The organism is Chloroflexus islandicus (assembly GCF_001650695.1).
Classification (GTDB): Bacteria; Chloroflexota; Chloroflexia; order Chloroflexales; family Chloroflexaceae; genus Chloroflexus; species Chloroflexus islandicus.
On sequence record NZ_LWQS01000084.1, the window covers coordinates 1 to 22,746 of the forward strand.

Annotated in this window: 17 protein-coding genes; 11 read left to right on the plus strand and 6 right to left on the minus strand. The window is 59.5% G+C overall.

The features are described 5' to 3' along the window. The first annotated feature begins 238 nt into the window (after nt 1–238). From A6A03_RS16560 to A6A03_RS16580, 6 genes are all read left to right on the plus strand, one after another. Nucleotides 239–973: an SCO family protein gene (locus A6A03_RS16560; RefSeq protein WP_156525371.1), complete on the plus strand. Its 735-nt coding sequence runs from the start codon at nt 239–241 to the stop codon at nt 971–973. A gap of 15 nt (nt 974–988) precedes the next feature. Further along, a complete protein-coding gene (locus A6A03_RS20465; RefSeq protein WP_156525372.1) occupies nt 989–1,150 on the plus strand; it encodes a hypothetical protein in 162 nt (53 codons plus the stop codon). Further along, nucleotides 1,147–1,635 carry a cytochrome c oxidase subunit II gene (locus A6A03_RS16565; protein ID WP_066790505.1) on the plus strand — a complete coding sequence of 163 codons (489 nt, stop codon included), beginning with the start codon at nt 1,147–1,149 and terminating at the stop codon, nt 1,633–1,635. Before A6A03_RS20465 ends, A6A03_RS16565 begins: the two co-directional genes overlap by 4 nt. Nucleotides 1,636–1,663: 28 nt before the next feature. Further along, on the plus strand, nt 1,664–3,343 hold the full coding sequence (locus A6A03_RS16570) for a b(o/a)3-type cytochrome-c oxidase subunit 1 (RefSeq protein ID WP_066790507.1): 1,680 nt from the start codon (nt 1,664–1,666) through the stop codon (nt 3,341–3,343). A 180-nt stretch (nt 3,344–3,523) separates the two neighbouring features. After that, on the plus strand, nt 3,524–4,540 hold the full coding sequence (locus tag A6A03_RS16575; protein ID WP_066790510.1) for an ABC transporter ATP-binding protein: 1,017 nt from the start codon (nt 3,524–3,526) through the stop codon (nt 4,538–4,540). Nucleotides 4,541–4,556: 16 nt separating this feature from the next. After that, nucleotides 4,557–5,666, plus strand: a complete 1,110-nt coding sequence (locus A6A03_RS16580) for an ABC transporter ATP-binding protein (protein ID WP_066790511.1) — start codon at nt 4,557–4,559, stop codon at nt 5,664–5,666. On the opposite strand, the gene A6A03_RS16585 is transcribed toward A6A03_RS16580, so the two are convergent. From A6A03_RS16585 to A6A03_RS16595, 3 genes are all read right to left on the minus strand, one after another. Continuing rightward, nucleotides 5,663–6,427: a protein kinase domain-containing protein gene (locus A6A03_RS16585; RefSeq protein WP_066790513.1), complete on the minus strand. Its 765-nt coding sequence runs from the start codon at nt 6,425–6,427 to the stop codon at nt 5,663–5,665. The genes A6A03_RS16580 and A6A03_RS16585 overlap by 4 nt on opposite strands. A 126-nt stretch (nt 6,428–6,553) precedes the next feature. Next, the gene (locus A6A03_RS16590; RefSeq protein WP_066790514.1) at nt 6,554–9,598 is read right to left on the minus strand and encodes an ATP-binding protein; all 3,045 of its coding nucleotides are present in this window, start codon (nt 9,596–9,598) and stop codon (nt 6,554–6,556) included. After that, a complete protein-coding gene (locus A6A03_RS16595) occupies nt 9,595–10,284 on the minus strand; it encodes a phosphoribosyltransferase (RefSeq protein ID WP_066790526.1) in 690 nt (229 codons plus the stop codon). The genes A6A03_RS16590 and A6A03_RS16595 overlap by 4 nt, the downstream gene beginning before the upstream one ends. Nucleotides 10,285–10,434: 150 nt before the next feature. Between A6A03_RS16595 and A6A03_RS16600 the strand changes: the two genes are divergently transcribed. The 5 genes from A6A03_RS16600 to A6A03_RS16620 all read left to right on the plus strand — a co-directional run bounded on the left by A6A03_RS16600 (nt 10,435) and on the right by A6A03_RS16620 (nt 19,125). Beyond that, nucleotides 10,435–10,677, plus strand: a complete 243-nt coding sequence (locus A6A03_RS16600; RefSeq protein WP_066790515.1) for a cyclic-di-AMP receptor — start codon at nt 10,435–10,437, stop codon at nt 10,675–10,677. 6 nt (nt 10,678–10,683) lie between these two features. Continuing rightward, entirely contained in the window at nt 10,684–11,874 is a 1,191-nt protein-coding gene (locus A6A03_RS16605; RefSeq protein WP_066790517.1) for a glycosyltransferase family 4 protein, read from the plus strand. Nucleotides 11,875–12,027: 153 nt separating this feature from the next. After that, complete coding sequence (locus tag A6A03_RS16610) at nt 12,028–13,311, plus strand: adenylate/guanylate cyclase domain-containing protein (protein WP_066790519.1); 1,284 nt, start codon at nt 12,028–12,030, stop codon at nt 13,309–13,311. Between the two features lie 493 nt (nt 13,312–13,804). After that, on the plus strand, nt 13,805–15,079 hold the full coding sequence (locus A6A03_RS16615; protein ID WP_172812326.1) for an adenylate/guanylate cyclase domain-containing protein: 1,275 nt from the start codon (nt 13,805–13,807) through the stop codon (nt 15,077–15,079). A 278-nt stretch (nt 15,080–15,357) separates the two neighbouring features. After that, nucleotides 15,358–19,125, plus strand: a complete 3,768-nt coding sequence (locus A6A03_RS16620) for an AAA family ATPase (RefSeq protein ID WP_066790521.1) — start codon at nt 15,358–15,360, stop codon at nt 19,123–19,125. 71 nt (nt 19,126–19,196) lie between these two features. On the opposite strand, the gene dnaK is transcribed toward A6A03_RS16620, so the two are convergent. The 3 genes from dnaK to A6A03_RS21135 form a co-directional block, all read right to left on the minus strand. Then, on the minus strand, nt 19,197–21,074 hold the full coding sequence (gene dnaK, locus A6A03_RS16625) for a molecular chaperone DnaK (protein ID WP_066790522.1): 1,878 nt from the start codon (nt 21,072–21,074) through the stop codon (nt 19,197–19,199). Nucleotides 21,075–21,171: 97 nt separating this feature from the next. Next, the gene (locus tag A6A03_RS16630) at nt 21,172–22,518 is read right to left on the minus strand and encodes a flavin monoamine oxidase family protein (RefSeq protein ID WP_066790523.1); all 1,347 of its coding nucleotides are present in this window, start codon (nt 22,516–22,518) and stop codon (nt 21,172–21,174) included. Nucleotides 22,519–22,564: 46 nt separating this feature from the next. Beyond that, nucleotides 22,565–22,746, minus strand: a 182-nt coding sequence (locus A6A03_RS21135) for a hypothetical protein (RefSeq protein ID WP_483772864.1), incomplete at its 5' end; no start/stop codon positions are given.

The window sequence follows — 22,746 nt, forward strand, 5'->3', positions numbered from 1 at the left end:
GGGGCGAGGCAATGCCTCGCCCCTACCGGCCCTACCGGCCCCCGCCCCACTAACAATTCCGTGCAGTAATTACATTCAGCCACACTGGAATTATTTGTATATCGTGTATACATTCACTGTGAATAGAAAGATGAAAAGTTGCGGTTCTGCAACCTTTCGTTATAACCGCTTTACTCCGCTACAACCGATCGCTAGGTATACTCGGCTTGCAAGCGATTGTAGCTAGACGGATCGCACCATGCGGCTAGGGATAGCACTCGGTTCAACCACAACTCGGCAAGGAAGCCACGCCGCAACTGCGCAGCGCGCGCTGCGTTGGTGGATAGGATTAGGCATCGTCCTGCTGAGCGGACTCTTAGTAACCTTCTTGTGGTTCGTGATTGCCCGTCCGGTTAAAGTTTTGCCACGCGGCGAGCAATTTCCCCCGTTTTCGTTGACCGATCAACGCGGCAGCCGGCTGCTCGACAGTGATCTGCGCGGGCGGATGGTGTTTGTCAGCCTGATGCATAGCCGGTGCGGCGACGAATGCGCCGAGCAAACCAAGCGCCTGCTCGAACTGCGGCAAGAACTGCAACGGAGCGGGCGGTTGGGCAGCGACGTACTGTTTCTCACCATCACCCTTGATCCGGCGCACGATACCCCAGCCGATCTTTCGGCATTGGCCGGCCAACTCGGCGTTGATCCGCAAAGTTGGCGGTTTGTCACTGGTGATCCGCGCGAGGTCAAGATGGTCGTCGGCGGCGGGTTAGGCGTGTACTACACCGAACCTGACGCCAACGGCAAGCTTTACGCTGAACGGCGCACGTTTTTGATCGATTCCAGCGGGATGATCCGCACCTCGTACCCAGCCGAAGGGCCACCGCTGGCCATCGCGCTACGCGACATTGATCTGCTCACGCGCGAAATGGGCAGCCAAGGGGCGATGCGGCTGGTGTACGAAGCGTCTCATCTGTTTGTGTGTTATCCGGAGTAACCTGAGGAGGAAAGGATGTCAAGCTACCGCCGCCCATCGGACGACGAGCATGAAGATGATCACGAGCCGCCACGCGGCGCGCTGATGATCACGTTAGGGTTCTTGCTGGCGATGAGCATTCTGTGGATGCAGGTCTACCTGACCCTGTTGAACAACGGAGGGATACCGGCGTCATGAAAGACAAGAAGTTTATCAGCTATCTGTTTGAAGTGGCGTGGATCTTGCCCAGCGTCGCGATTCCGGTCTCGATGCTGGTTGCGATCCTGATTACCGCCTTTGCGGTTGGCGTGCGGGTTCCCACCACGGCAGGGCGGGTCAGCGTCAGCGCAGTGGCTGCCGGGGCCGATTCCACCTTTAGCCAGACCGGCCTGCGCGAAATTGCACCCGGTCGCTACGAAGCGATCATTACGGCCCAGACCTTCATGTTCACGCCGAACAAAATTGAAGTGCCAGCCGGTTCGAAAGTCACTTTCATTTTAACGAGCAAGGATGTCATTCACGGCTTCAAAATTAACGGCACTCCTATTAATGTGATGGTTATTCCCGGCCAAGTATCGCGGGTCACGGCAACGTTTGACAAACCGGGAGAATACCTGTTCGTCTGCCACGAATACTGTGGCGCCGGCCACCATGTCATGTATGGAACGGTCATCGTCAACTAGACGTGATATTATCTAAGGAGATGGTTGCATGGCCAGTATTGCAGCACGCGCCCGCCCGGTAGCAATCAGCACTGATCTCAGTGTTGAGCGCAAGCTTGCCGGGATCAATATCTTCATTGCATTCGCTGCGCTCGCTGTCGGCGGCTTGATGGGTGTACTCCAGATCCTGCGCTACAACGGCTTGGATCTCTACACCCCATCGAAACCGCTGCTCCCCGGCGGTTATTATCAGGGACTGACCGTCCACGGTGTTTTGAATGTATTGGTCTTCACAACATTCTACATTATTGGCTTTTTGACCTATATCTTCGCCAAGAGTCTGAACCGCCCGCTAGCCAGCAGCCGGCTGGCGTGGGCAACGCTCTGGGTGATGTTGACGGGTTTGGTGTTGGCGGCGATCCCGCTGCTTACCAACAACGCCACCGTGATGTTTACCTTCTACCCGCCGCTGAAGGCTGATGCGCTCTTCTACATCGGTCTGACGCTGGTGGTGGCTGGGACATGGTTGTTGTTGGCGAATATGATCATCACCCGCAATGCGTGGCTCGCGGACAACCCCGGCCAGCGCACGCCACTGCCGGCATTTATGGCGATCGTGACCATGCTGATGTGGACGATCTCGACCATCGGCGTGGCGAGCGAGATGATCTTTCTGGTCATTCCGTGGTCGCTCGGGCTCGTGGGCGGCACCGACCCGGTGCTGGCGCGCACCCTGTTCTGGTTCACCGGCCACCCGATCGTCTACTTCTGGCTGTTGCCGGCGTACATCTCGTGGTACACCCTCGTGCCGGAACAGGCCGGCGGTAAGCTGTTCAGCGATCCAATGGCGCGGGTCTCGTTCATTCTCTTCCTGATCCTGTCGCTGCCGATCGGTATGCACCATCAAGTGACCGATCCGGGCATTTCCGAGATGTGGAAGCTGGTGCATGCGATCTTCACCTTTGGCGTGTTCTTCCCCAGCTTGCTCACCTTCTTCAACGTGGTCGCGTCGCTGGAGTATGCAGGCCGGCGCAACGGAGGCGAAGGGTGGCTGGCGTGGATCTTTAACTTGCCGTGGGGCAAGCCCGAAATCTCGGCCCAAATTGTGGCGATGATGTTGTTTGCCTTCGGCGGCATCAGCGGGTTGGTGAATGCTTCGTACAACGTCAACCTCGTGGTGCATAACACGGCATGGATTTCGGGTCACTTCCACCTGACGGTCGGCACGGCAGTGGCGCTGAGCTTTATGGGCATCACCTACTGGCTAGTGCCGCACCTCACGGGGCGGCAGTTGTGGAGCCGCGGGTTGGCGGTGGCCCAGCCGTGGCTCTGGTTTGTCGGTATGGGTCTCTTCTCGCACTTCATGCACGAGCTCGGCCTGCGCGGCATGCCCCGCCGCACCGACATCGGCGGCGCGCCATACGTGCAGGATGAGTGGCGGTTCTTCCTCTTCTTCGCGATGATCGGCGGTCTGATCATGTTCGTGAGCGCCATCTTCTACTACCTCAACATGATTATGACGCTGACCCGTGGCAAGAAGCTGGCCGAAGCGCCCGATTTCTCCTTCGCCAAGGCGCTTTCTGGCCCTGAAGACGGCCCGAAGATCCTTGACCGGCTGCTGGTATGGGTGGCGGTTGCGGCAGTCATTCTGATCATCAACTATGTACCGACCATCCTTGATATCTTGAGTACCGCGACATTTGATGTGCCGGGCCGCAGGGTCTGGTAACGCATGTTCGCCTCCCATTAACGCCACAGGAGCGCCGCACAGCCGTGCGGCGCTCCTTGTTTTCTTGACATTGACCGGTTTTCTGTGGTACTATCCCTCATATCCGCACTATCAAAGGTAAACATAACAACGGAACGGCCATGCCCGCCTACCGCGAGGGCAACGAGACAGAGGATCTGTATGGCCCCATTGCTCGAAGTTCGCGATCTACGCACCTATTTCCATACGCAAGACGGCATCGTCAAAGCGGTTGACGGTGTTTCTTTTTATGTCAATCGAGGCGAAACGCTCGGTATCGTCGGTGAGTCGGGTTGTGGCAAATCGGTCACGTCGCTCTCGATTATGCGGCTGATCCCAACCCCGCCGGGTAAGATCGCCGGCGGCCAAATTCTATTCGACGGCGAAGATCTGCTGCAAGCCAGCGAAGAGGAGATGCGGAATATTCGCGGCAACCGGATTGCGATGATCTTTCAAGACCCGATGACGTCGCTCAACCCGGTGTTGACGATTGGCCGGCAGATCACCGAGTCGCTCGAGTTGCACCTCAAGTTGACCAAGAAAGAGGCGCGTGATCGCGCGGTCGAGCTGCTCGATATGGTGGGCATTCCCTCGGCCAGCAAGCGGCTCGATAACTATCCGCACCAGTTTTCGGGCGGTATGCGCCAGCGGGTGATGATTGCGATGGCGCTCTCGTGCAACCCCGAACTGCTGATCGCCGACGAGCCGACGACGGCGCTCGATGTGACAATTCAGGCCCAGATCCTCGAATTGATCAACCGGTTGCGCGAAGAGTTGGGGACGGCGGTGATTTTGATTACGCACGACCTTGGCGTCGTCGCTGGCATGACTGACCGGGTGACGGTGATGTACGCCGGTAAGGTGGTCGAAGAAGGCCCCACCAGCGAAATCTTTGCCAACCCGCGCATGCCGTATACGATTGGCCTGTTGCGCTCGATCCCGCGGCTCGATGAAGAGCGGGGCCGGCGCTTGACGCCGATCCGCGGCTTGCCGCCGAATTTGATCGATTTGCCGCCGATCTGCCCCTTTAGCCCGCGTTGCGACTATGCGCGAGAGGAATGCCTCGCCAGCGCGCCGGCATTGCGCAGTGTGGGCCAATACCATCGGGCGGCATGCCATTTCGACATTACCATTGACACCCCTGTTCCCCAGCAAGTAACCAGCGACGTTGCGGCTTGACGAGGCGAGGCATTTCATGGCTACGTTGGCACAATCCTCTAGCGAACAGTTGATCGAAGTAAAAGACCTGCGCATGCATTTCCCGGTCACACGGGGGATCATTTTTCAGCGGCGCGTAGGCACGGTGAAAGCGGTTGATGGCGTCAGTTTCACCATCAAGCGCGGCGAGACGCTCGGGTTGGTGGGCGAGTCGGGTTGTGGCAAGAGCACGACTGGGCGAGCGATTTTGCAATTGTATCGCCCCACCAGCGGGCAGGTGATCTTTCAGGGTACCGATTTGACCAAATTGCGCGGCAATGACCTGCGCCACATGCGCCGCCGGGTGCAAATGATTTTCCAAGACCCGTATGCCTCGCTCAACCCGCGCATGACGGTCGGCGACATTATTGCTGAGCCGATCCGGGTGCATAAGCTGCGCGAAGGGCGGGCCGTGCGCGAACGGGTTGAGGAACTGTTGCATTTGGTTGGGCTCAACCCAGCGTTTGCCAACCGCTACCCGCACGAGTTTTCCGGCGGCCAACGGCAACGGATCGGGATCGCGCGCGCGTTGGCGGTTGAGCCGGATTTCGTGGTCTGCGACGAGCCGGTCTCGGCGCTTGATGTGTCGATTCAGGCGCAAGTGGTCAATCTATTGGAAGAGTTGCAAGACAAACTTGGGTTGACCTATCTGTTCATTGCGCACGATCTCAGCGTGGTGAACCATATCTCTGACCGGGTGGCAGTGATGTACCTCGGCAAAGTGGTCGAGTTAGCCGAGGGGCCAAAACTGTATTCGATGCCGCTGCACCCGTACACGCAAGCGCTGCTCTCGGCGGTGCCGATCCCTGATCCGAAAGTGGAACAGCAACGCCGGCGGATCATTTTAGAGGGTGATGTGCCGAGCCCGCTCAACCCGCCGTCAGGCTGCCATTTCCATACTCGCTGCCCGATTGCCATCCAGAAGTGCCGCGAAGAGGAACCGCCGTTTGTCGATTACGGCAACGGCCATTTTGCCGCTTGTTGGCGCGCGCGCGAAAGCGCAACGCTGATGCCGGAAGTGGCCCGGAAACAGGCCGAAGCCATTACCGCGCGGATTGCGGCTGATATTGGGCGGGTCAAGAGCATTACCCACGAGCAGGATCGTTAAGCTATATCTTTGCTCAATGCGCGCACCCGCAGGGCGAGCGCGAGCGCAATCGCGGCTGCCGGCGGACGCCGCGCGGGATCAAGCACACAGCAAGCGGTCATCAGATCAATGATGTGCGGATCAGCAGGCGTATCGCCGAACAGATCGCCTAAGATCTGGCCAAACGCAAAGATATCGGCGGCAGGTGATGGTTCAGCGCCGGTACGCCGTTCCGGTGCAATATACCGATTCGGGGTAATGCCGCCAAGCGCGAGCGCTTCGCTACTCAGCCGTCCTAGCGCCACACCACTGATGGCCAGCCGAAACCCGGCGCGATAGCGCACATCAGGGGTTAAGAGCAGAGCGGCAGGACGGAGATCGCCATGCACGACATGAAACCGGTGGGCATACGCTAAGGCTAGCGCTGCCTGCCTGAGCAAATCAAAGAGGATGGCAGGCGGCGCAGATACCCGCCGCAACCACATCGGCAGTGATCCTGCCGCCATATACTCGCTGGTGATAAAGCCATAGCCGTGCCATTCACCGATCTCGCTGATGCGCAGGATGTGCGGATGGCGGAGCGCAGCCGCAATCCGCGCTTCATGGTGGAAGAGCGCGCGTAATTCAGTAACATAATCAAACGAGGCGCGCCACAAGCGCACAGCGCATGGTTTACCACTGCGCAGATCGCTGGCCCGATAGACATCGCTGTACACCGATGAGGCGATCAGCGCTTCGATCTGGGCATGCCCGATCATATCCCCGATCTGTGGTCGCACCATAGCCCCCCCTTGCCGGCAACCACACCACGAGGCATTCGCCACCGCGGATCAGTTTAGGTACACCGCATACGCACTCACTGCAAAAACGAGCAAGAACGCCGAAGATGATTGCCAAGTCGTTCCATTTTACGCGACATACAGCGCCGCTTCCCGTTCAGCCACAACCGCGCGCGCCTCGGCAATTGCGGCCAACAAGCGTTGGCGGCCACCGGATTCGGCCAGCGCTTGCGCTTCGGCCAGCACGGCGCGCGCCTCGGCTACGGGCAGCAGCGGCGCGAGCCACACCCGGATTTGCGCGGCCAGATGACGGGCGCCAAGGGTATCGGCTTGGGCCAGCGCCGTTGAGAGATAGTGAACGGCACACGTGGTTTCACCGCGGCGGGCGGCTACCAAGCCGAGATTAGCCGTGAGACCGGCCACCCGTTCGGGAATGCCGAGTTGGTTGGCCAAGCCTAAGCCCTGTTGGAAGTACGCTTGCGCGGTGGCGAGATCGTCTTGGGCCAGCGCCACTTCGCCGGCGGTCGAAAGCAGGTACGGTTGCAATGCCAATAACCCGCGTTCTTCAGCCAACGCCAGCGCGGCGGTGATGATCGCGCCGGCGGCAGCCACCTCGCCGCGCAACAACCGGTGGTAGGCTTGGTTATTGCGGGCCAGCACGCGCCACGTACTGGCCTCGTCACCCGTCTGGTCAGCAATGCGCTGCGCCGCTTCGTAACGGGCAATAGCGGCATCAAGATCACCTTGCTGCGCAGCAATATTGCCCAGCTCGAAATTGACCTGCGCCAAGGCGGCTTGATCAGCAACCGGACACGATTGAAGCACCTGTTCGGCAGCGGTCAAACGTTCGGCAGCGCCATAGAGATCGGCCCCCTCGAGCGAAAGCGCCGTCCCCCACAAAAAGAGCGCCGTAGCCTGTTCGTTCGGAGGCGCCGTTGGATCGAGCCGGCTCACTAGCGCAATCACATCGGCATAGCGACCCTGCGGAATGAGGGCGCGGGCCAAGGCCAGCCGGGCCACGAGCGCCTCGTGCGCGGACGGCGCAGTTGCAATCGCATCGCGGAAGGCTTCAGCAGCCAGCGCCGCTGACCCCGATTGCAAGCGCGCCTCACCCAACTTGAGCAAGATGGCCGAACGTTGCATTGCTGGCGCGCCGGCCAGCGCCTGCGCATAGAACTCAGCAGCTTCCGGCCAAGCCGCCAAGGCCGCGGCGCGTTCAGCGGCGCGCAAGGCGTAGGTCGCGGCGCGTTCCAACCAGCCGCCGGCGGCAAAATGGAACGCAATCTGGCCGGCCAGATCGTCAAGCCGGTCGCGGTAGACGGTCTCAAGCGCTTCACCTACCCGCCGGTGCAACATCCGGTAGCGCAATTCACCCACATCACGGGAGGCGACTTCCATCGTCAAGCTATGGTCAAAGCAAAACCGGCCATCGGCGCACGGCAACACCAACCGCGCCGCCAACAGCTCATCGAGCGCATCCAGCGCCGCCTCTTCCGACAGCGCCGCCGCTTTGGCCGCAACCGCGAAATCAAAATCGCGCCCAACCACCACCGCTGCATCGAGAAACCGCCGGGCCGGATCGGAGAGGCGGCTGAGGCGCGATTCGATCAGGTGGTACACCGTCTGCGGCACGACCGGCTGCGCCGAGAGCGCACTCAGATCGACCATGCCATCGGCAGTCAGCCAGCCGGCAGTGCGGGCATGCCGCACCAGCTCGGCGATGATATAGGGATTGCCTTCCGCGCTCTGTTCGAGCCAACCAGCGAGCGGATGGGCAAAGGTTGGGCTAAGACGGCGAGCAATGGCGAGCGTCGCCTCCGGCGGCAAGCGATCGATCGCCAAGCGGATCAACCGCTCTTCGCGTACCAACGCGCGGATCAAGCCGGCGAGCGGGCTGCGCGGTTCGGGCAGACGCGCGGTGGCGACCACCACCAGATCAGCTTCAGCGCTCCGCCGCAACAGATAGCCAAGCCAACCCAAGGTACTCGCATCGGCCCATTGGAGATCGTCGATCAAGAGACTCAACGGGATTTGGCGAGCGATCTCGACCAACAGACGGGTGATAGCCTCCCACAAGCGCGCCTCGTCGGGCGGTTCGGCAGGCGGCGGGGCCAGATCGGGCAAGAGGCGACCCAGTTCGCTCCACCAGATCGGAGCGAGACGCACCTGCGCGCGCAAGGTAGGCCATTCTGGACGGGCCGCCAGCATCGCCAGCGCCGCGCTGATCGGATGGTAGGGCACATTCTGTTCTAGCTCACGCGCGACCCCGCTGAGCGCCACTCCGCCGCGCCACGCAAGAAACTCTTCGGCCAGACGGGTTTTGCCAATACCGGGCACGCCTTCAATCAGCAGCAAGCGACCGGGGCGCGCTTCAGCGCGCAAGCGTGCTAGTTCAGCCTCGCGACCGGTAAACGGCAACAAGCCATTGGCCACCGGCGGGCGGAAGCGCGGCGCAGGCGACACCGCGAGCGTATCGGTAATAATCGCGTCGTACAACGCCTGTGTTTCGCGCATCGGCGGCACACCCAACTCGTGGTCAAGCAGATCTCGCAACCGTTCAAAGCGCCGGATCGCACCGACTCGATCGCCGCTCAGGTAGGCCAAGCGCATCGCATCGCGCTGCACGTCCTCTTGGAGCGGATCGATAGCGAGAGCAGCATCGAGCGCCCGCAGCGCATTGACTAGATCGCCGTCTTGTTCATAGAGACGGGCCAAGCGCAGCCATCCCCGCCCCACCAGCGAACGAGCTTGGGCACGGGATCCCTCTAACCAAAACTGAAACGGCTCGCAATCGAGCAGCTCGAAACCGGCCAACAATTCGGCAGGATCGGAGGGCAACACGGCTGCCAAGGCGGCGGCGCTGGCCTGCGAATCGGCCATCACGGCGTGCAAGGCGCGCAGATCAACGGTCGCCGCGAGCGCAAGCTGCTCATCATCGGCGATCAACGCATCGCCAACCGCGCGGCGAATGGTGTAGAGCGCGGAACGAAGAAGCTGTTGGGCCGCGCCACGCTCGTGGTCGGGCCAAAAGAGGGCCAACACCTGTTCACGCCGCACCGGCTGCGCGTGCGCAGCCAGATAAAACAGCAATGCCCGATTCCGCCGGCGCGGCAACGTCACCGGCTGATTGTTACGCAATACCCGTGGAACACCGAAGAGTTGAACGACGATCATGCACCCTCTTCATACGGCACGGCGCTAGCGGGCAAACTAGCCTGCAACAACCGCCGCACTTCATCATCACTCGTCTGGCGAAAATCATCATACCAGTAACTGAGCGCGTAGAACGGCTCGACGGCCAACACCGCAACCACATCATCGGCCACGGTACGCAGATGGCGCACGCTCTCGGTGCTGGCCACCGGCACTGCCACTGTAATCCAGCGCGGCTGCTGCAAACGGACGCAGTTCACCGCGGCGTGCATGGTCGCGCCGGTGGCCAAACCATCATCAACAATAATCACCGTCTTGTCGTGCAACTCCGGCGGCGGGCGCTGGCCGCGGTAAGCGCGGGCGCGGCGCGCGATTTCAGCCTGTTCCAGCGCGGTAATCTCTTCGATGACGTGGGGCGGAATGCCCAAATCAGCGATGATATCATGATTAAGCACCCGCGCCCCCTGTTCGGCAATCGCGCCCATTGCCAACTCTGGCTGGCCGGGCACCCCCAACTTGCGCACCAGCAACACATCGAGCGGCGCCGCGAGCGCTTGCGCCACTTCATAGGCGACCGGCACACCGCCGCGGGGCAGGGCCAGAACTTGGAGGCGAGGCCGGTCAGCATACTGGCTTAAGGCCCACGCCAAAGCCCGCCCGGCAGCGCGCCGATCAGGAAAGCGATGCGGAATAACCGGTGCTGGCATAGCGAACCCCCTTTCGAGCATCAAGGGCGAACCGCTGATCACGATCATAACACAGGCAACGTTGCCCAACAATAGGAAAACGATTGACGGCAGGGCCGCCTCTTCGTATAATCTCGGCAGCAAGAGATGGCAGCATGCGAAAGGGTCGATATGAAATTGATTGTCTTCGTGGTCGAAGATGCGAACGCCGATGCCGGCGTTGACGCGCTGGTCTCCGCCGGGTTTCGCGTGACACGGCTGGCGACGACCGGCGGCTTTTTGCGCCGGGGAAACACAACGCTGCTGGTGGGCGTGGAAGATGCGCAAGTCGATCGCGCGCACGAGATTATGCAACGGGCAGCGCCGGGGACGCTGGCGATCACGATGGATCTTGAGCGGTACGAGCGGTTGTAGGCACCTGTGCGTATCCTGTACCTTGCTTCCGGCATTCCGGTGCCGGGCACATTGGGCGGCAGCATTCACACGCTGGAAGTCGCGCGCGGTCTGGCCCAACGCGGCCATGACGTGCATGTGGTGGCGGCCAGCCGTGAGCTGCCGCTCAGCCATCTGCGCCTCCGGCCAATGCGCCGGCTCGCCGGGCGGCCCTACAGCGGGTTCACGCTGTACCAGCAAGACCTGCCCAAACTGCTGAGCCTGCTCGGCGTGGCGGCGGTCATACGGTTGGTGCGCTCGTTACGGCCTGATCTGGTCATCGAGCGCTACTACAACTTCGCCGGGGCCGGCATGATCGCAGCGCGGCGGTTAGGCATTCCAGCGATCCTCGAGGTGAATGCACTGATGGTCGATCCGCCGGAAATTGCTAAGCGCCGGCTCGACGATGCGTTAGGCGGGCCATTCCGGCGCTGGGCCGAGCGGCAATGCCAGTGGGCGGATCGGATTGTGACGCCGTTGCACACAACCGTGCCGGCTAGTATTCCACGGACAAAGATCGTTGAATTGCCATGGGGCGCGAACGTCGAGATGTTCATACCGCCGGCGGGGCCGCCCCCCGGCCCGCCCAACATCGTGTTTATCGGGTCATTTCGGGCGTGGCACGGCGTGCAAGACTTCGTGCGCGCGGCGCGGCTCTTGATTGAACGCGGGCACCCCTACCGCTTCACACTGATCGGCGACGGCCCTGAGCGCGCCGCTGCCGAGACATTGGCCGCGCCATACGCCCAACAGTTCACCTTCACCGGCGCGGTACCGCATGAACGGCTGCCGGAGTTGCTGGCGCAAGCCCATCTTGGCGTCGCGCCCTTCAACACTGCCCCCCACCCGGCCCTGCGCGCCGCCGGCTTCTTCTGGTCACCGCTGAAGATTTACGAATATATGGCCGCCGGCTTACCGGTCGTCACTGCTGCGATCCCGCCGCTGAACGCCATCATCCGGGAAGGGACAGAAGGGGCGCTCTTCCGGGAAGGCGACATCGCCGATCTAGCCGCCGCCATCGAGCGCGTGCTGGCCGACCCGGCAGCGGCGTTTGCGATGGGGCAACGGGCGCGCGCCCGCGTCGTGGCCGAATTTTCATGGCAACGGCACTGCGCCGAGCTGGAACAGATTGGGATCACCCTACGACAACACTATCAGCAGCGGGTAGCAGCACCCTAAAACATTCTGAACACACCCTATCGTTCTCATCATCTACTCATCTTTTCCCAATCAAAATCTCACTCAACCTCACTACTGTGAGCATAACCAAACCGGTTGCGCGACCGTTCACGTGATACAGCTCACAATGCACCTGCGCGAAGGAGGAACCGCATGGCGCCACACTCACTCATCGAACACCGTCTCCATGGTTCCTTTGCGACTCGTTACGCACTCGAATTTTTTGGCAACTCGGCCCATTTTGCGATTGCCAACATCGCATTTGAAGCTCTCCATGAATCGCCAAACCGCTATTTTCTCTCGTATGATCCATACATTTTGATCGTCAGCAGCATCATCCAGAGCTACTATTTAACCACATTGCCCCCTGCTGCGCCATGGCGCCGGCTAGCCGGCAATATGATTGGGCCATCGATCTATAGCCTGACCGAAATTTTCATCGAAGGCATGCATTTCTGGGACAACCCCAACCATATCGCCTATTGGATCTTTGCACTTATGATTGGAACAGCACAATTCTTGCAACAAACAAATCTTCATAACACTATCAGATACTTGGTTCTCATTATTGAAAATATTGCACGAGCTTCTATCATTTTTCTGATGTACTATCTGTTTGAAATGTATGCCAATCCAGCCCAAACCCAATCGTTGAGCACCTTTTTCGCTGACGCCAGCCATCAATTTGTCGGCATAGCCATCCTCTTTTTCGGTTTTACCATTGGCTTAGCCAACGCCGCCGGCCAATACTACCTTCAATTACTCCGGAACACATCTGAACAACTAAAGGTGTTCTCAGAATGGCTGCTCGGCAAAGAGTTATTGGACAGATCGCTCAGCCATCCCGAACTCCTCCACCAACATCGCCAACAGCGCGTTATTCTCTTTATGGATATTCGCGGATTCACGCAATGGAGCGAGCAGCATTCGCCAGAGGAGACAGTACAACTCCTAAGCCGCTATTATCAAACCATCGAGCAGGTCTTCCATCAGCACCACATCATTAAATGGAAACTATCAGCCGATGAGGTGATGGCCATTTTCGCCCAACCAAGCGAAGCGCTGAGCGCTGCGCAGCAACTCCAACGCCGCATGAGCGATCTGCTTGCCCCTGAACAATTGGGCGCCGGCATTGGCATGCACTATGGTCTGGTCGTTGAAGGGTTGCTTGGCAGCAGTGGCGTCAAATTTTACGACGTGATCGGCGACACAGTGAACACGGCCAAACGAATTGAGAGCGCCGCGCGCAACGGCGAGATATTGGCGTCTGAAGAGCTGCATCGGGCATGCACCGCTCGTATTCGGCAACCGCATACCCGCACCATTCACGCCAAAGGCAAAGCGCATCCCATTACCGTCTATGTATTAAGCGCCAACCCTGCTCAACGTGAGCTTGCGCAATGGCAAACGCAAGAACAAACCGTCAAAGCGCATTAGGCACACAACACGCATTGAGCCATCATCAAGCTACTCGCAATCCGAGTTGGGCAGCCGCCAATGATGCGCAGCAGCAGCTAATCCATCTGAGCCAACCGGCTGGCGCAGCACGCCAACGCTGCACTGGCGCGACAACCGGTTAAACCGGCACAGGAATGCTTCTCAGCGGCGAGCTTCTGGGCCGATCGAGCACGATAGCCTGCGTTGGGCATCTGGTGCGGGTTGTGACGGCGCCCGGCAGGGATGTGATCACATTCGCTGTTATGAGGGCCTGCACGCTGGCATAGCGCGCAGCCAGCCCACTCTAGCTAGCCAACCTTATACCGCCTGAGAACTTTCTCCAGCATTTACCAATCATAGCTTTAGCATGTCTTCATATTATTGTTTTACGATGAACATGCGAGGATGCCAGTAGCAGCATGCGCTGTGCAGGGTTCACATCATAAGCATGGGTAATCAACACAACTTCTGGCATAGCCCATCTACGATGAATATGACTACATCAACGACGATCATCGAGCGACAAATAGGCTGTTCATCACGGATCTGCCCGCTGTTCGAGGGTTTGGCCAACGCCCTCTTCTTTCCACTAGCGTACCTTGTCTATGAAACGCTCGCCGCAACATCGGGCGCGCTTCCTTCTAGCGAACTTTCGCTGATCATCAGCAGCGGCTTGATCCAAGCCTTCTATCTTGCGCGCAACGCAGCCAATAGCGTGCTGCACCATTTTATTGGGCATCTGATAGGCCCATTGTTCTATAGTTTGAGCGGCATCCTGCTCATAGGAGATCACTTTTGGGACAATCCCAACCATTTCGGATACTGGATCTTCGCTGGATGCTTTGGGCTCGCGCAAGTCATACAAAAAGAAGCTCGGCTTCATCACATCAAATACCTTGGCATCATCTTTGCAAGCATGATTCGTAACACCACTATCATCTTCATGTTTTATCTCCTAACTACGCAGGATCAACCTATTCATATCACAAATCTTCATCGCTTTTTTAGCGATCCTAGCCATCAATTTATTACTATTGCCATCCTTTTTCTGAGCATCATCACCGGTATGGCCAACGCCGCTAGCGAACGCCATCTCGACCGTCTCAGCCAGATCACAGCCCAATTCAAAATGTTTGCTGAATGGCTGCTTGGTCGCGAATTACTCGAACGTTCTATGGCCCAACCAGAACAACTCACGTTACAACGACGCGACCGAACCATCATGTTTATAGATATTCGCGGATTTACCAAGTGGAGTGAACAGCATTCACCGGAAGAAGTCGTGAAACTACTACGTATCTATTATCAAATTATCGAGAAAGTATTTACAGACTATCAAGCGATCAAATTTAAACTCTCAGCCGACGAAGCCATGGCGATCTTTCCCGAACCAACCAGCGCGCTCCAAGCGGCTCTCATCATCCGCTCTCAGATGCAAAAGTTGCTCGACCCGCATCAGCTTGGAATTGGCATTGGGATTCATCATGGAGCGGTTGTTGAAGGTTTGTTAGGCAGCAATGGGGTCAAGTTGTACGATGTTATCGGTGATACTGTGAATACAGCCAAGCGACTTGAGAGCGCAGCGCAGAAAGGCGAAATCATCATCTCAACCCGCGCCTATCAAGCACTCAATGAAGACGATGAGCGAATGATTAGCCACATTATCACCGTCAAAGGGAAGCGACAGCCATTGCAAGTCTACTCGCTCCCAGCATGTGATGAAGCGCCAACAAGCATCAATAGCGCCGCTGAGATGGCCAGCATATAAACGACCTCATGCTCAGGAAGACGTCGCCACCGGAACTCTCGCCTTGCTGCAAACGTGCAACACGGATACGGCGCAAAGCGCGGTAATCGTTCAACCATCGCTTATGGGCAGGCGCATATTTGCGCCGCGCGCTAATGCTATACTTGCGCGACAACCAGCTCTGATCCATAATCAAGCAGACCACCTAACAGGCTCACACCCAACGAGACATCACCTTGTATGGCACAGGCGCCGCCTATCGAACAACAGGGATCTAGTCGATACTATCACGCACCGCCATGATGCTTGCCAACCTCAGCGAATTGGCTTGCTACCTCCCCAGCCTGATCCGGCGCCGGTTGCAAAACATTGGCGCCGATGGGCGGCTTGAACCAGCCAAAGAGAGCTTTCCGGCAGCGATCTTGTTTGCCGATCTATCGGGATTTACGGCGCTCACCGAACACCTGACCCACACCAATCCGGCTGGCACCGAAGAGCTGACGCACATCCTCGAACTCTATTTTGGGCATTTGGTCAGGATCGTCACGGCCCATGGCGGGGATGTGATCAAATTTGCCGGCGATGGCCTGCTGGCCCTCTGGTACGGCGACGAGCCGCTGGAATTGCTCACACGCCGCGCGGTGCAGTGCGGTCTCGCGATCCAGATGATCATGTCGCCTGCCGTTTGGAGCACCGAAGTGGTGGATGAAGCGGCGCGGGGGTTGCGGGCGCGGGTAGGGATTGGGGCCGGCGAGGTAACGGTGATGCATCTGGGTGGCATCTTTGACCGCTGGGAGCTCTTGATCATCGGTGAGGCCGTGCGTGAGGCCGGCGCCGCCGAAGCGACAGCGCCGCCGGGAGAAGTCGCTTTAACCGCCACTGCTTGGCAATTAGCGCAGCCATGGTGTACAGCCGCACCACTCCCCGGCGGCTACTGGCGGCTCACCGCATTGCTCGATGACGTGCCAATGCAGGCGCTAACCCCACCACAGATCGACCTCGAACAAATCGAACTCTTACGCTCGTATGTGCCGAAAGCGATTTTGACCCGGATTGACGCTGGGCAAACCGCGTGGCTCGCCGAACAACGCTATGTGACGGTACTGTTTGCCCATCTTGGCGATCTGACCGCTGACACGCCATTACCGGCAGCACAGGCGGCGCTGCGCGCGATCCAGACCTGCATCTACCGGTACGAAGGCAGCATTAACCGGCTTGGCACCGATAACAAAGGGCCGACGCTACTGGTCGCGTTTGGGTTACCACCGTTTGCCCATGAAGACGACGCACTTCGCGGCGTCTTAACCGCCCACGATATTGTCAACACCCTCGCCGATCTGGGGTTTACCTGTACGATTGGCGTCACCAGCGGGCAGGCGCTCTGTAGTTCGGTCGGCGGGCAAGAGCGGCGCGAATACACCATGATGGGGTCGGTCGTCAATCGAGCCGCGCGGCTGATGCAAGCGGCGCGGCAGCAAGACATCCCCATCTTGTGCGATGGCGAGACGGCAGCCGCTTGCCGCGACCGGATCAGCTTTAATGCCTTGCCCCCGCTATACCTGCGCGGGATTGCCGATCCGGTGCATATTTTTCAGCCGCTATTGAACATCACCGATGGATACGATCGACGGTCACCGATCACCAACCGCTACACCAACGCCCTCGTTGGACGGGCCAACGAAATGGCGCTGCTCAATGACCGCTTCGAGCGATTACGGCAGGGCCAAGGCAGCGGCATCGTGATTACCGGCGAAGTCGGCATCGGCAAATCGCATCTCGTCCAAGCCTTTATTGCCCAAGCGCGCAACCACGGCGCAATCGTGCTCGCTGGCACAGCCCGGTTAATCGATCGCAGCCCGTACCATGTGCTACGGGCCGGTCTGCCGGGGTTACTGAGCGATCCGCGCCTCACCGATCTGACGGATACCATTGACACTATTATCCATGAACTCTGGCCAACCACCCTCATCGGCCAACCACCCAACCTCGCTGCGCTGGCGCCAACCCACGCCGGACGCCTGCGTGACGGTCTGATCACGCTGCTCGTCAATGTGGCGGAACGCGCCCCCTTAGTGATCGCAGTCGAAGATACGCAATGGCTCGATGAAACGACATGGACGTTACTGGCCGACCTGCTCGATCGCCAAGCACCCATCTTGCTGATCCTCACGGGAAGACCGCCGCTGAATCAGACCGAAGGGCAGCGCCGGCTGCTCTACCATCCATTGATGGATCAGATCAAATTACAAGGACTGCCCCCGCTCGCCATTCATGATCTGATTGCCCGGCTCTTTGAAGTCGAGCAAGTCGATGAAGCGATCTGGCGGCTGATTGCCGAGCAGACACGGGGCCATCCCTTTTTTAGCCTTGAGCTCGCCAAAGCCCTACGCGATGCCGGATTGATTATGCGCCAACGCCAAATCTGTCGCTTCGTGCCGGGATCGGCGAGCACCGCGTTGCAGATGGTGCGGTTGCCGGCCACGGTGCAAGGTCTGATCACGAGTCGCTTCGACCAATTAACGCTGGAACAGCAATTGACATTGAAAGTCGCCAGTGTGATTGGGGTCGAATTTGACCCGGCGATGTTAGCGGCCATTCACCCTGCGCAGCTCACTGAACAACAACTAACCAGCCAGCTTTTCGCCATCCAACAAGCCGGCTTGATCACGCTTGAGCGGTTTGAACCCACGTTGTCCTACGCCTTCCGGCCAGCGGCAGTGGCGGAAGCGATCTACAACCTGATGAGTTTTGCCCAGCGGCGACAGGTGCATGCCCGCTTGGCCCAGTATCTGGAACAACGCGCCGGCGACGATCCGCTGCACGCAACGACCATCGCCTACCACTGGCAAGCCGCCGGCGAGCCGGTACGGGCCCAGCCGTATCTCGACCGAGCGGGTGAACTTGCGCTGCACACTGGTGATTACGCGAGCGCGATCGATCTCTTGAGCAAAGCGAACCAGATCAACACCGAACAAACAAGTGTCACGATTGGCCGGCGCGAACGGATGTTGGCAGAAGCGTTTTATTGCCAAGGCCGCCTTGGCGAAAGCTACCGGTTGGTGCAGAGCGCCTTTGCCCACCTCGGCCTGCCATTGCCGTCCGCTCGGCGGGCCTTGCTCGCGCCGGTGCTAATCGAGAGTGCGCGGCAAATACTGGCGCTGCTTGGCATTCGGCTCCGCACGATGCCGGCAGGCATTGATACGATGGAAATTGCGCGCGCGGCCAATCTGTTAGTGCAACTCGACTATTACCAGCGCGACCCGCTGACGATGTTGCACAGTTTACTGCGCGCGCTGAATCTGGCCGAAGCCGCTGGGTTGCCATTAGCCCGCGCCCGCGCGTACGCGCATATGGAAGTTGCGTTGAACCGGTTTCCGGTCTGCGCCGCGCTGTACCGGCGCAAAGCGATGCGGCTAGCGCGGGAATTGGGCGACCCGGCCACCATTGCGTGGGCCGCGCAAATGCAGGGCCTCGCCGCTTTGGGCCGGGGAGACTGGCAACGGGCGCAGGCAGCCTTGAGTCTCGGTTTGAACATTGCCCAGCAGCACGGTGAAACCCGCCGGTGGGTCGAATGCCGCGCCCTGCTCTGCATGGCGCAAGCGCGGACGGGCAATTTCGCGGCGGCGCTGGCCGGCGCGGCTGAAGTCGTTGCGCGCGGCGAGCGAACGCGCGACCATCAGGTGCAGGTATGGGGCCGCCTCAGCGCGGTTGAGATTCATCTCTCGGCTGGTGATGTGCATGCAGCGATGGCCGAATGGCAAGCGGCGAGCAATCTGTTTACCGATTCGAGCCGGATTAGCCGTGCTGATCAGATTTGGCATACGATGCTGGCGGCGCGGATAGCCCAGATTAGCGGCGATCCGCAACAAGCGCACGAGCTGGCCCTGCAAGCCTTGCAGCAGATTCACGGCGCGCCGCCGTTGGCGATTTACCTGCTGCGCAGTTATGAGGCGTTAACCCAAATGCCGCTGCCATGGCGGCAACATTGGGAGGCGCGCTTCATTCGTTGGCAAGTGGGGTTGATCTTTCCGGTGGCGTTGCGATCGCGCCAGCAGCGACGACGATAGCGAGAGAGTGGGCAAGACAAGCGATAAGGGCGGGTTTGAAACCCGCCCTTATCGCTACTAGAGGGTGCCGATCAGTTGACCGTATACTCGCCTTCGACGACGCCATCATCCTTGCGACCGCCGCTGCTGCCGGCCCCCGGCGCAGCGCCATCGCCGTAGGCAGCCTGCGAGATCTTGAACATCGCCTGCTGCAACTCGTTCGAGAGTTGCTGGATGCGGTTGCGATCCTCTTTGGCGATCGCTTCGCGCAGATCCTTGATCAGGCCCTCGATCCGGCTGCGCTCGATGCTGTCGATCTTATCGCCCAACTCGTTGAGCGACTTCTCGGTCTGATAGGCGAGGCTATCAGCCTGATTCTTCAGCTCAACCAGCTCGCGGCGAGCCTTGTCTTCGGCGGCATGGAGCTGCGCTTCGCGCACCATGCGCTCAACCTCGTCTTTCGAGAGGTTCGTGCTGGCGGTAATCGTGATCCGCTGCTCTTTGCCAGTCGCCTTATCCCGCGCGCTCACATTCAAGATACCGTTCGCGTCAATATCGAACGTCACCTCGATCTGCGGCACACCGCGCGGCGCCGGCGGGATACCCTCGAGGCGGAAGCGACCAAGCGTGATGTTGTCAGCCGCCATCTCGCGCTCACCCTGCAAGATGTGGATGTCAACCGCCGTCTGGCCATCAGCCGCGGTCGAGAAGATCTCGGTCTTGCGGGTCGGGATGGTCGTGTTGCGCTCGATCAACTTGGTCATCACGCCACCAAGCGTCTCGACACCGAGCGAGAGCGGCGTCACGTCGAGCAGCAGCACATCCTTGACTTCACCGCCAAGCACGGCAGCTTGGATCGCCGCGCCGACCGCCACCACCTCATCCGGGTTGACGCTCTTGTTCGGCTCTTTGCCGAGCATCTTGCGCACCAGCTCTTGCACGACCGGCATGCGGGTCGAACCACCGACCAAGACCACTTCGTCGATCTGGCTCGGCTGCAAGCCGGCGTCTTTCAGCGCGCGCAGCACCGGATCGCGCAGGCGCTCGGTCAGATGCGCGGTCAACTGCTCGAACTTGGCCCGCGTCAGCTTCATCGCCAAGTGCTTCGGCCCGCTGGCGTCAGCCGTGATGAAGGGCAGGTTGATCTCGGTCTCCATCATCGAGCTGAGTTCCATCTTGGCCTTCTCAGCCGCCTCTTTGAGGCGTTGCAGGGCTTGCCGATCCTTGCTCAGGTCAATGCCCTGATCCTTGCGGAACTCATCGATGATCCAGTTGACGATCGCGGCGTCGTAGTCATCACCGCCAAGGTGAGTGTCGCCACTGGTCGCCTTGACCTCGATCACGCCATCGCCGACCTCAAGGATGCTCACGTCGAACGTACCGCCACCAAGGTCGAAGACGAGGATGGTCTCATCTTTCTTCTTGTCAAGCCCATACGCCAACGCTGCGGCAGTCGGCTCGTTGATAATGCGCAGCACTTCCAAGCCGGCAATCTTACCGGCATCTTTGGTCGCCTGCCGCTGGCTGTCGTTGAAGTAGGCAGGCACCGTAATCACCGCCTGCGTCACCGGCTCGCCAAGGAAGGCCTCGGCATCAGCTTTGAGCTTCTGCAAGACCATCGCCGAGATCTCTTGCGGCGCGTACTCTTTGCCGGTCTGCGGCACGTAAATGCGCACATCGTTGCGCGGGCCCTTCACGACTTTGAACGGCACCCGATTGCGCTCTTCCGTCACTTCATCAAAGTTGCGCCCAATAAAGCGCTTCACCGAATAGAGGGTGTTTTCAGGGTTGATCGTCGCCTGCCGCTTGGCGGTCTGGCCTACCAGCCGCTCGCCATTCTTGGCAAATGCGACCACCGACGGCGTGGTGCGGTTGCCTTCCGCGTTGGGGATGACGACCACATCACCGCCTTCCATAACTGCAATGCACGAGTTGGTCGTGCCAAGGTCAATTCCTACAATTTTGCCCATAGTGCTGGCCTCCGTTGCAATGTTGTTGTACCCATGCGGGCATGTTGTATCTGTGTGTAGTGTACCGGTTTTCTAGCAATGATACACTAGCGGGATGTTAGAGGTGTGTTTGAATCTGATGGTTGCGTAAGAGGATCGCACGGGCAACCCGCCGCCCGCTTTCCAGCGCGCCATGCACCGTAGCGATTTCAGCGCCGGTGACGGTGGCTTCGCCGGCAAAGAACAGCGGGCCAACCGGTTCGGCGAGCGCGACTCGGGCCGCCGGTGTGCCGGCAGCGCTATAGGTGTACGCGCCCCGGCTCCACGGATCGCGCGACCAATCGACCAAGCGGCCAGCGCGGTAAGCGGCGGCGGCATCAACGCTAAATAAGGCGCTCAGTTCGCGCAACGCGGTTACGATCGCTTCGGCTTCACCCAGATCGGCCACCGCCAGCGCCTGCCGGCCACCCATATAGCCCATCAGGGTTGGCACGCGGGCGCTCGTCACCGGCCACCACGTCGCGATCACGCCATCGGTGCTCAGCACGGTAAACTCCGGCCAGCATTGGCGGTCGAACCAGAGTGCCAGCTTGGTGACGTGGCCCATTGGGATGGCTGCGAGGGCGGCTTGCTTGGCCGCTGGCAGCGGCGGATCAAACGCCGGCTGGCCGGCCTGCAAGAGCGAAACCGGCACTGTTATGACAAGTTGGCGTGCGCGGAATTGGCGGCCATCGGCCAGCTCCACCGCGACCTGCTGGGCATCCCAGCGCACCAGCGTGACCGCAGCTTCCAGTTCGATCGCTAACCCGGCGCTCAGCGGCGCAAGCAGATGGCGATAGCCGCAGTCGATATGAAAGTTATCCTCGCCAATCGTGCTCAAGCGCCGTTCGCGCGCCAATGCCGCCGCGCTGAGCCGGTTCAAGTCGGCCCCTTCAATTTGGAAGAACTGAGAAACAAACCGGTAAACGCTCTGATGTGATTTGAGGCGGATGAGGTCAGGGGCCACTCGCAGCATATCGCCGAAATGGAGAAACGGCTTATCGATCAGGCCAAACCCCTTCTCAAAGATAGGGCGGGTACTGGCGATAAAGCGCTGGTACCCTTCAACATCAGCCGGGTTCCACTGGCGAATCTGATCGAGCAGCGCTTGCTCATCATCGCCATACTCAAGGTAGCGACCCTCGTGATTAAAGAGGCGGTAATAGGGCCGGCATGGTTCAAGGGTAAAATAATCTTCGCGCCGTTTACCGGCCAACTGCCACAACTCATCGAACATAAACGGAGCAGTAATGACCGTCGGCCCGCTATCGAAGGTATAGCCTTTGGTCTGATAGACATAGGCGCGGCCACCGGGCCGATCGCGCTGTTCGAGGATCGTCACCGCGTGACCTTGGGCCGCCAAGCGGATCGCGGCGCTGAGGCCGCCAAAACCACTACCAATAACCACAATCTGCTTTGACGCCATACCACTATCACCTTTTGCGACACAACACGGCGCGCCGGAACGCCGCTCAGGAACCGGCCATGCCGATTGTAGCCGGGAACCGCCGGCCATACAGAGAGAGTTTGTCGGCGTAGCGTGAAGAGACGATAACCAGATAGGCGGGGGCCGGTAGGGCCCGCTCCACGGCGGCGCTAACGAGGCAGTGCTGCGCATGTTGCAGCAGATTGGCCACCCCAAGAATGTGCCGGG

Excerpts from the sequence above, each read along its gene's own strand:
- A6A03_RS16620 (WP_066790521.1), top strand. The coding sequence starts at position 15,358 with ATGATGCTTGCCAACCTCAGCGAATTGGCTTGCTACCTCCCCAGCCTG.
- A6A03_RS16615 (WP_172812326.1), top strand. The coding sequence starts at position 13,805 with ATGACTACATCAACGACGATCATCGAGCGACAAATAGGCTGTTCATCA.
- A6A03_RS16630 (WP_066790523.1), bottom strand. The coding sequence starts at position 22,518 with ATGGCGTCAAAGCAGATTGTGGTTATTGGTAGTGGTTTTGGCGGCCTC.
- A6A03_RS16570 (WP_066790507.1), top strand. The coding sequence starts at position 1,664 with ATGGCCAGTATTGCAGCACGCGCCCGCCCGGTAGCAATCAGCACTGAT.
- A6A03_RS16560 (WP_156525371.1), top strand. The coding sequence starts at position 239 with ATGCGGCTAGGGATAGCACTCGGTTCAACCACAACTCGGCAAGGAAGC.
- A6A03_RS20465 (WP_156525372.1), top strand. The coding sequence starts at position 989 with ATGTCAAGCTACCGCCGCCCATCGGACGACGAGCATGAAGATGATCAC.
- A6A03_RS16600 (WP_066790515.1), top strand. The coding sequence starts at position 10,435 with ATGAAATTGATTGTCTTCGTGGTCGAAGATGCGAACGCCGATGCCGGC.
- A6A03_RS16575 (WP_066790510.1), top strand. The coding sequence starts at position 3,524 with ATGGCCCCATTGCTCGAAGTTCGCGATCTACGCACCTATTTCCATACG.
- A6A03_RS16580 (WP_066790511.1), top strand. The coding sequence starts at position 4,557 with ATGGCTACGTTGGCACAATCCTCTAGCGAACAGTTGATCGAAGTAAAA.
- A6A03_RS16585 (WP_066790513.1), bottom strand. The coding sequence starts at position 6,427 with ATGGTGCGACCACAGATCGGGGATATGATCGGGCATGCCCAGATCGAA.
- A6A03_RS16595 (WP_066790526.1), bottom strand. The coding sequence starts at position 10,284 with ATGCCAGCACCGGTTATTCCGCATCGCTTTCCTGATCGGCGCGCTGCC.
- A6A03_RS16590 (WP_066790514.1), bottom strand. The coding sequence starts at position 9,598 with ATGATCGTCGTTCAACTCTTCGGTGTTCCACGGGTATTGCGTAACAAT.
- A6A03_RS16565 (WP_066790505.1), top strand. The coding sequence starts at position 1,147 with ATGAAAGACAAGAAGTTTATCAGCTATCTGTTTGAAGTGGCGTGGATC.
- A6A03_RS16610 (WP_066790519.1), top strand. The coding sequence starts at position 12,028 with ATGGCGCCACACTCACTCATCGAACACCGTCTCCATGGTTCCTTTGCG.
- dnaK (WP_066790522.1), bottom strand. The coding sequence starts at position 21,074 with ATGGGCAAAATTGTAGGAATTGACCTTGGCACGACCAACTCGTGCATT.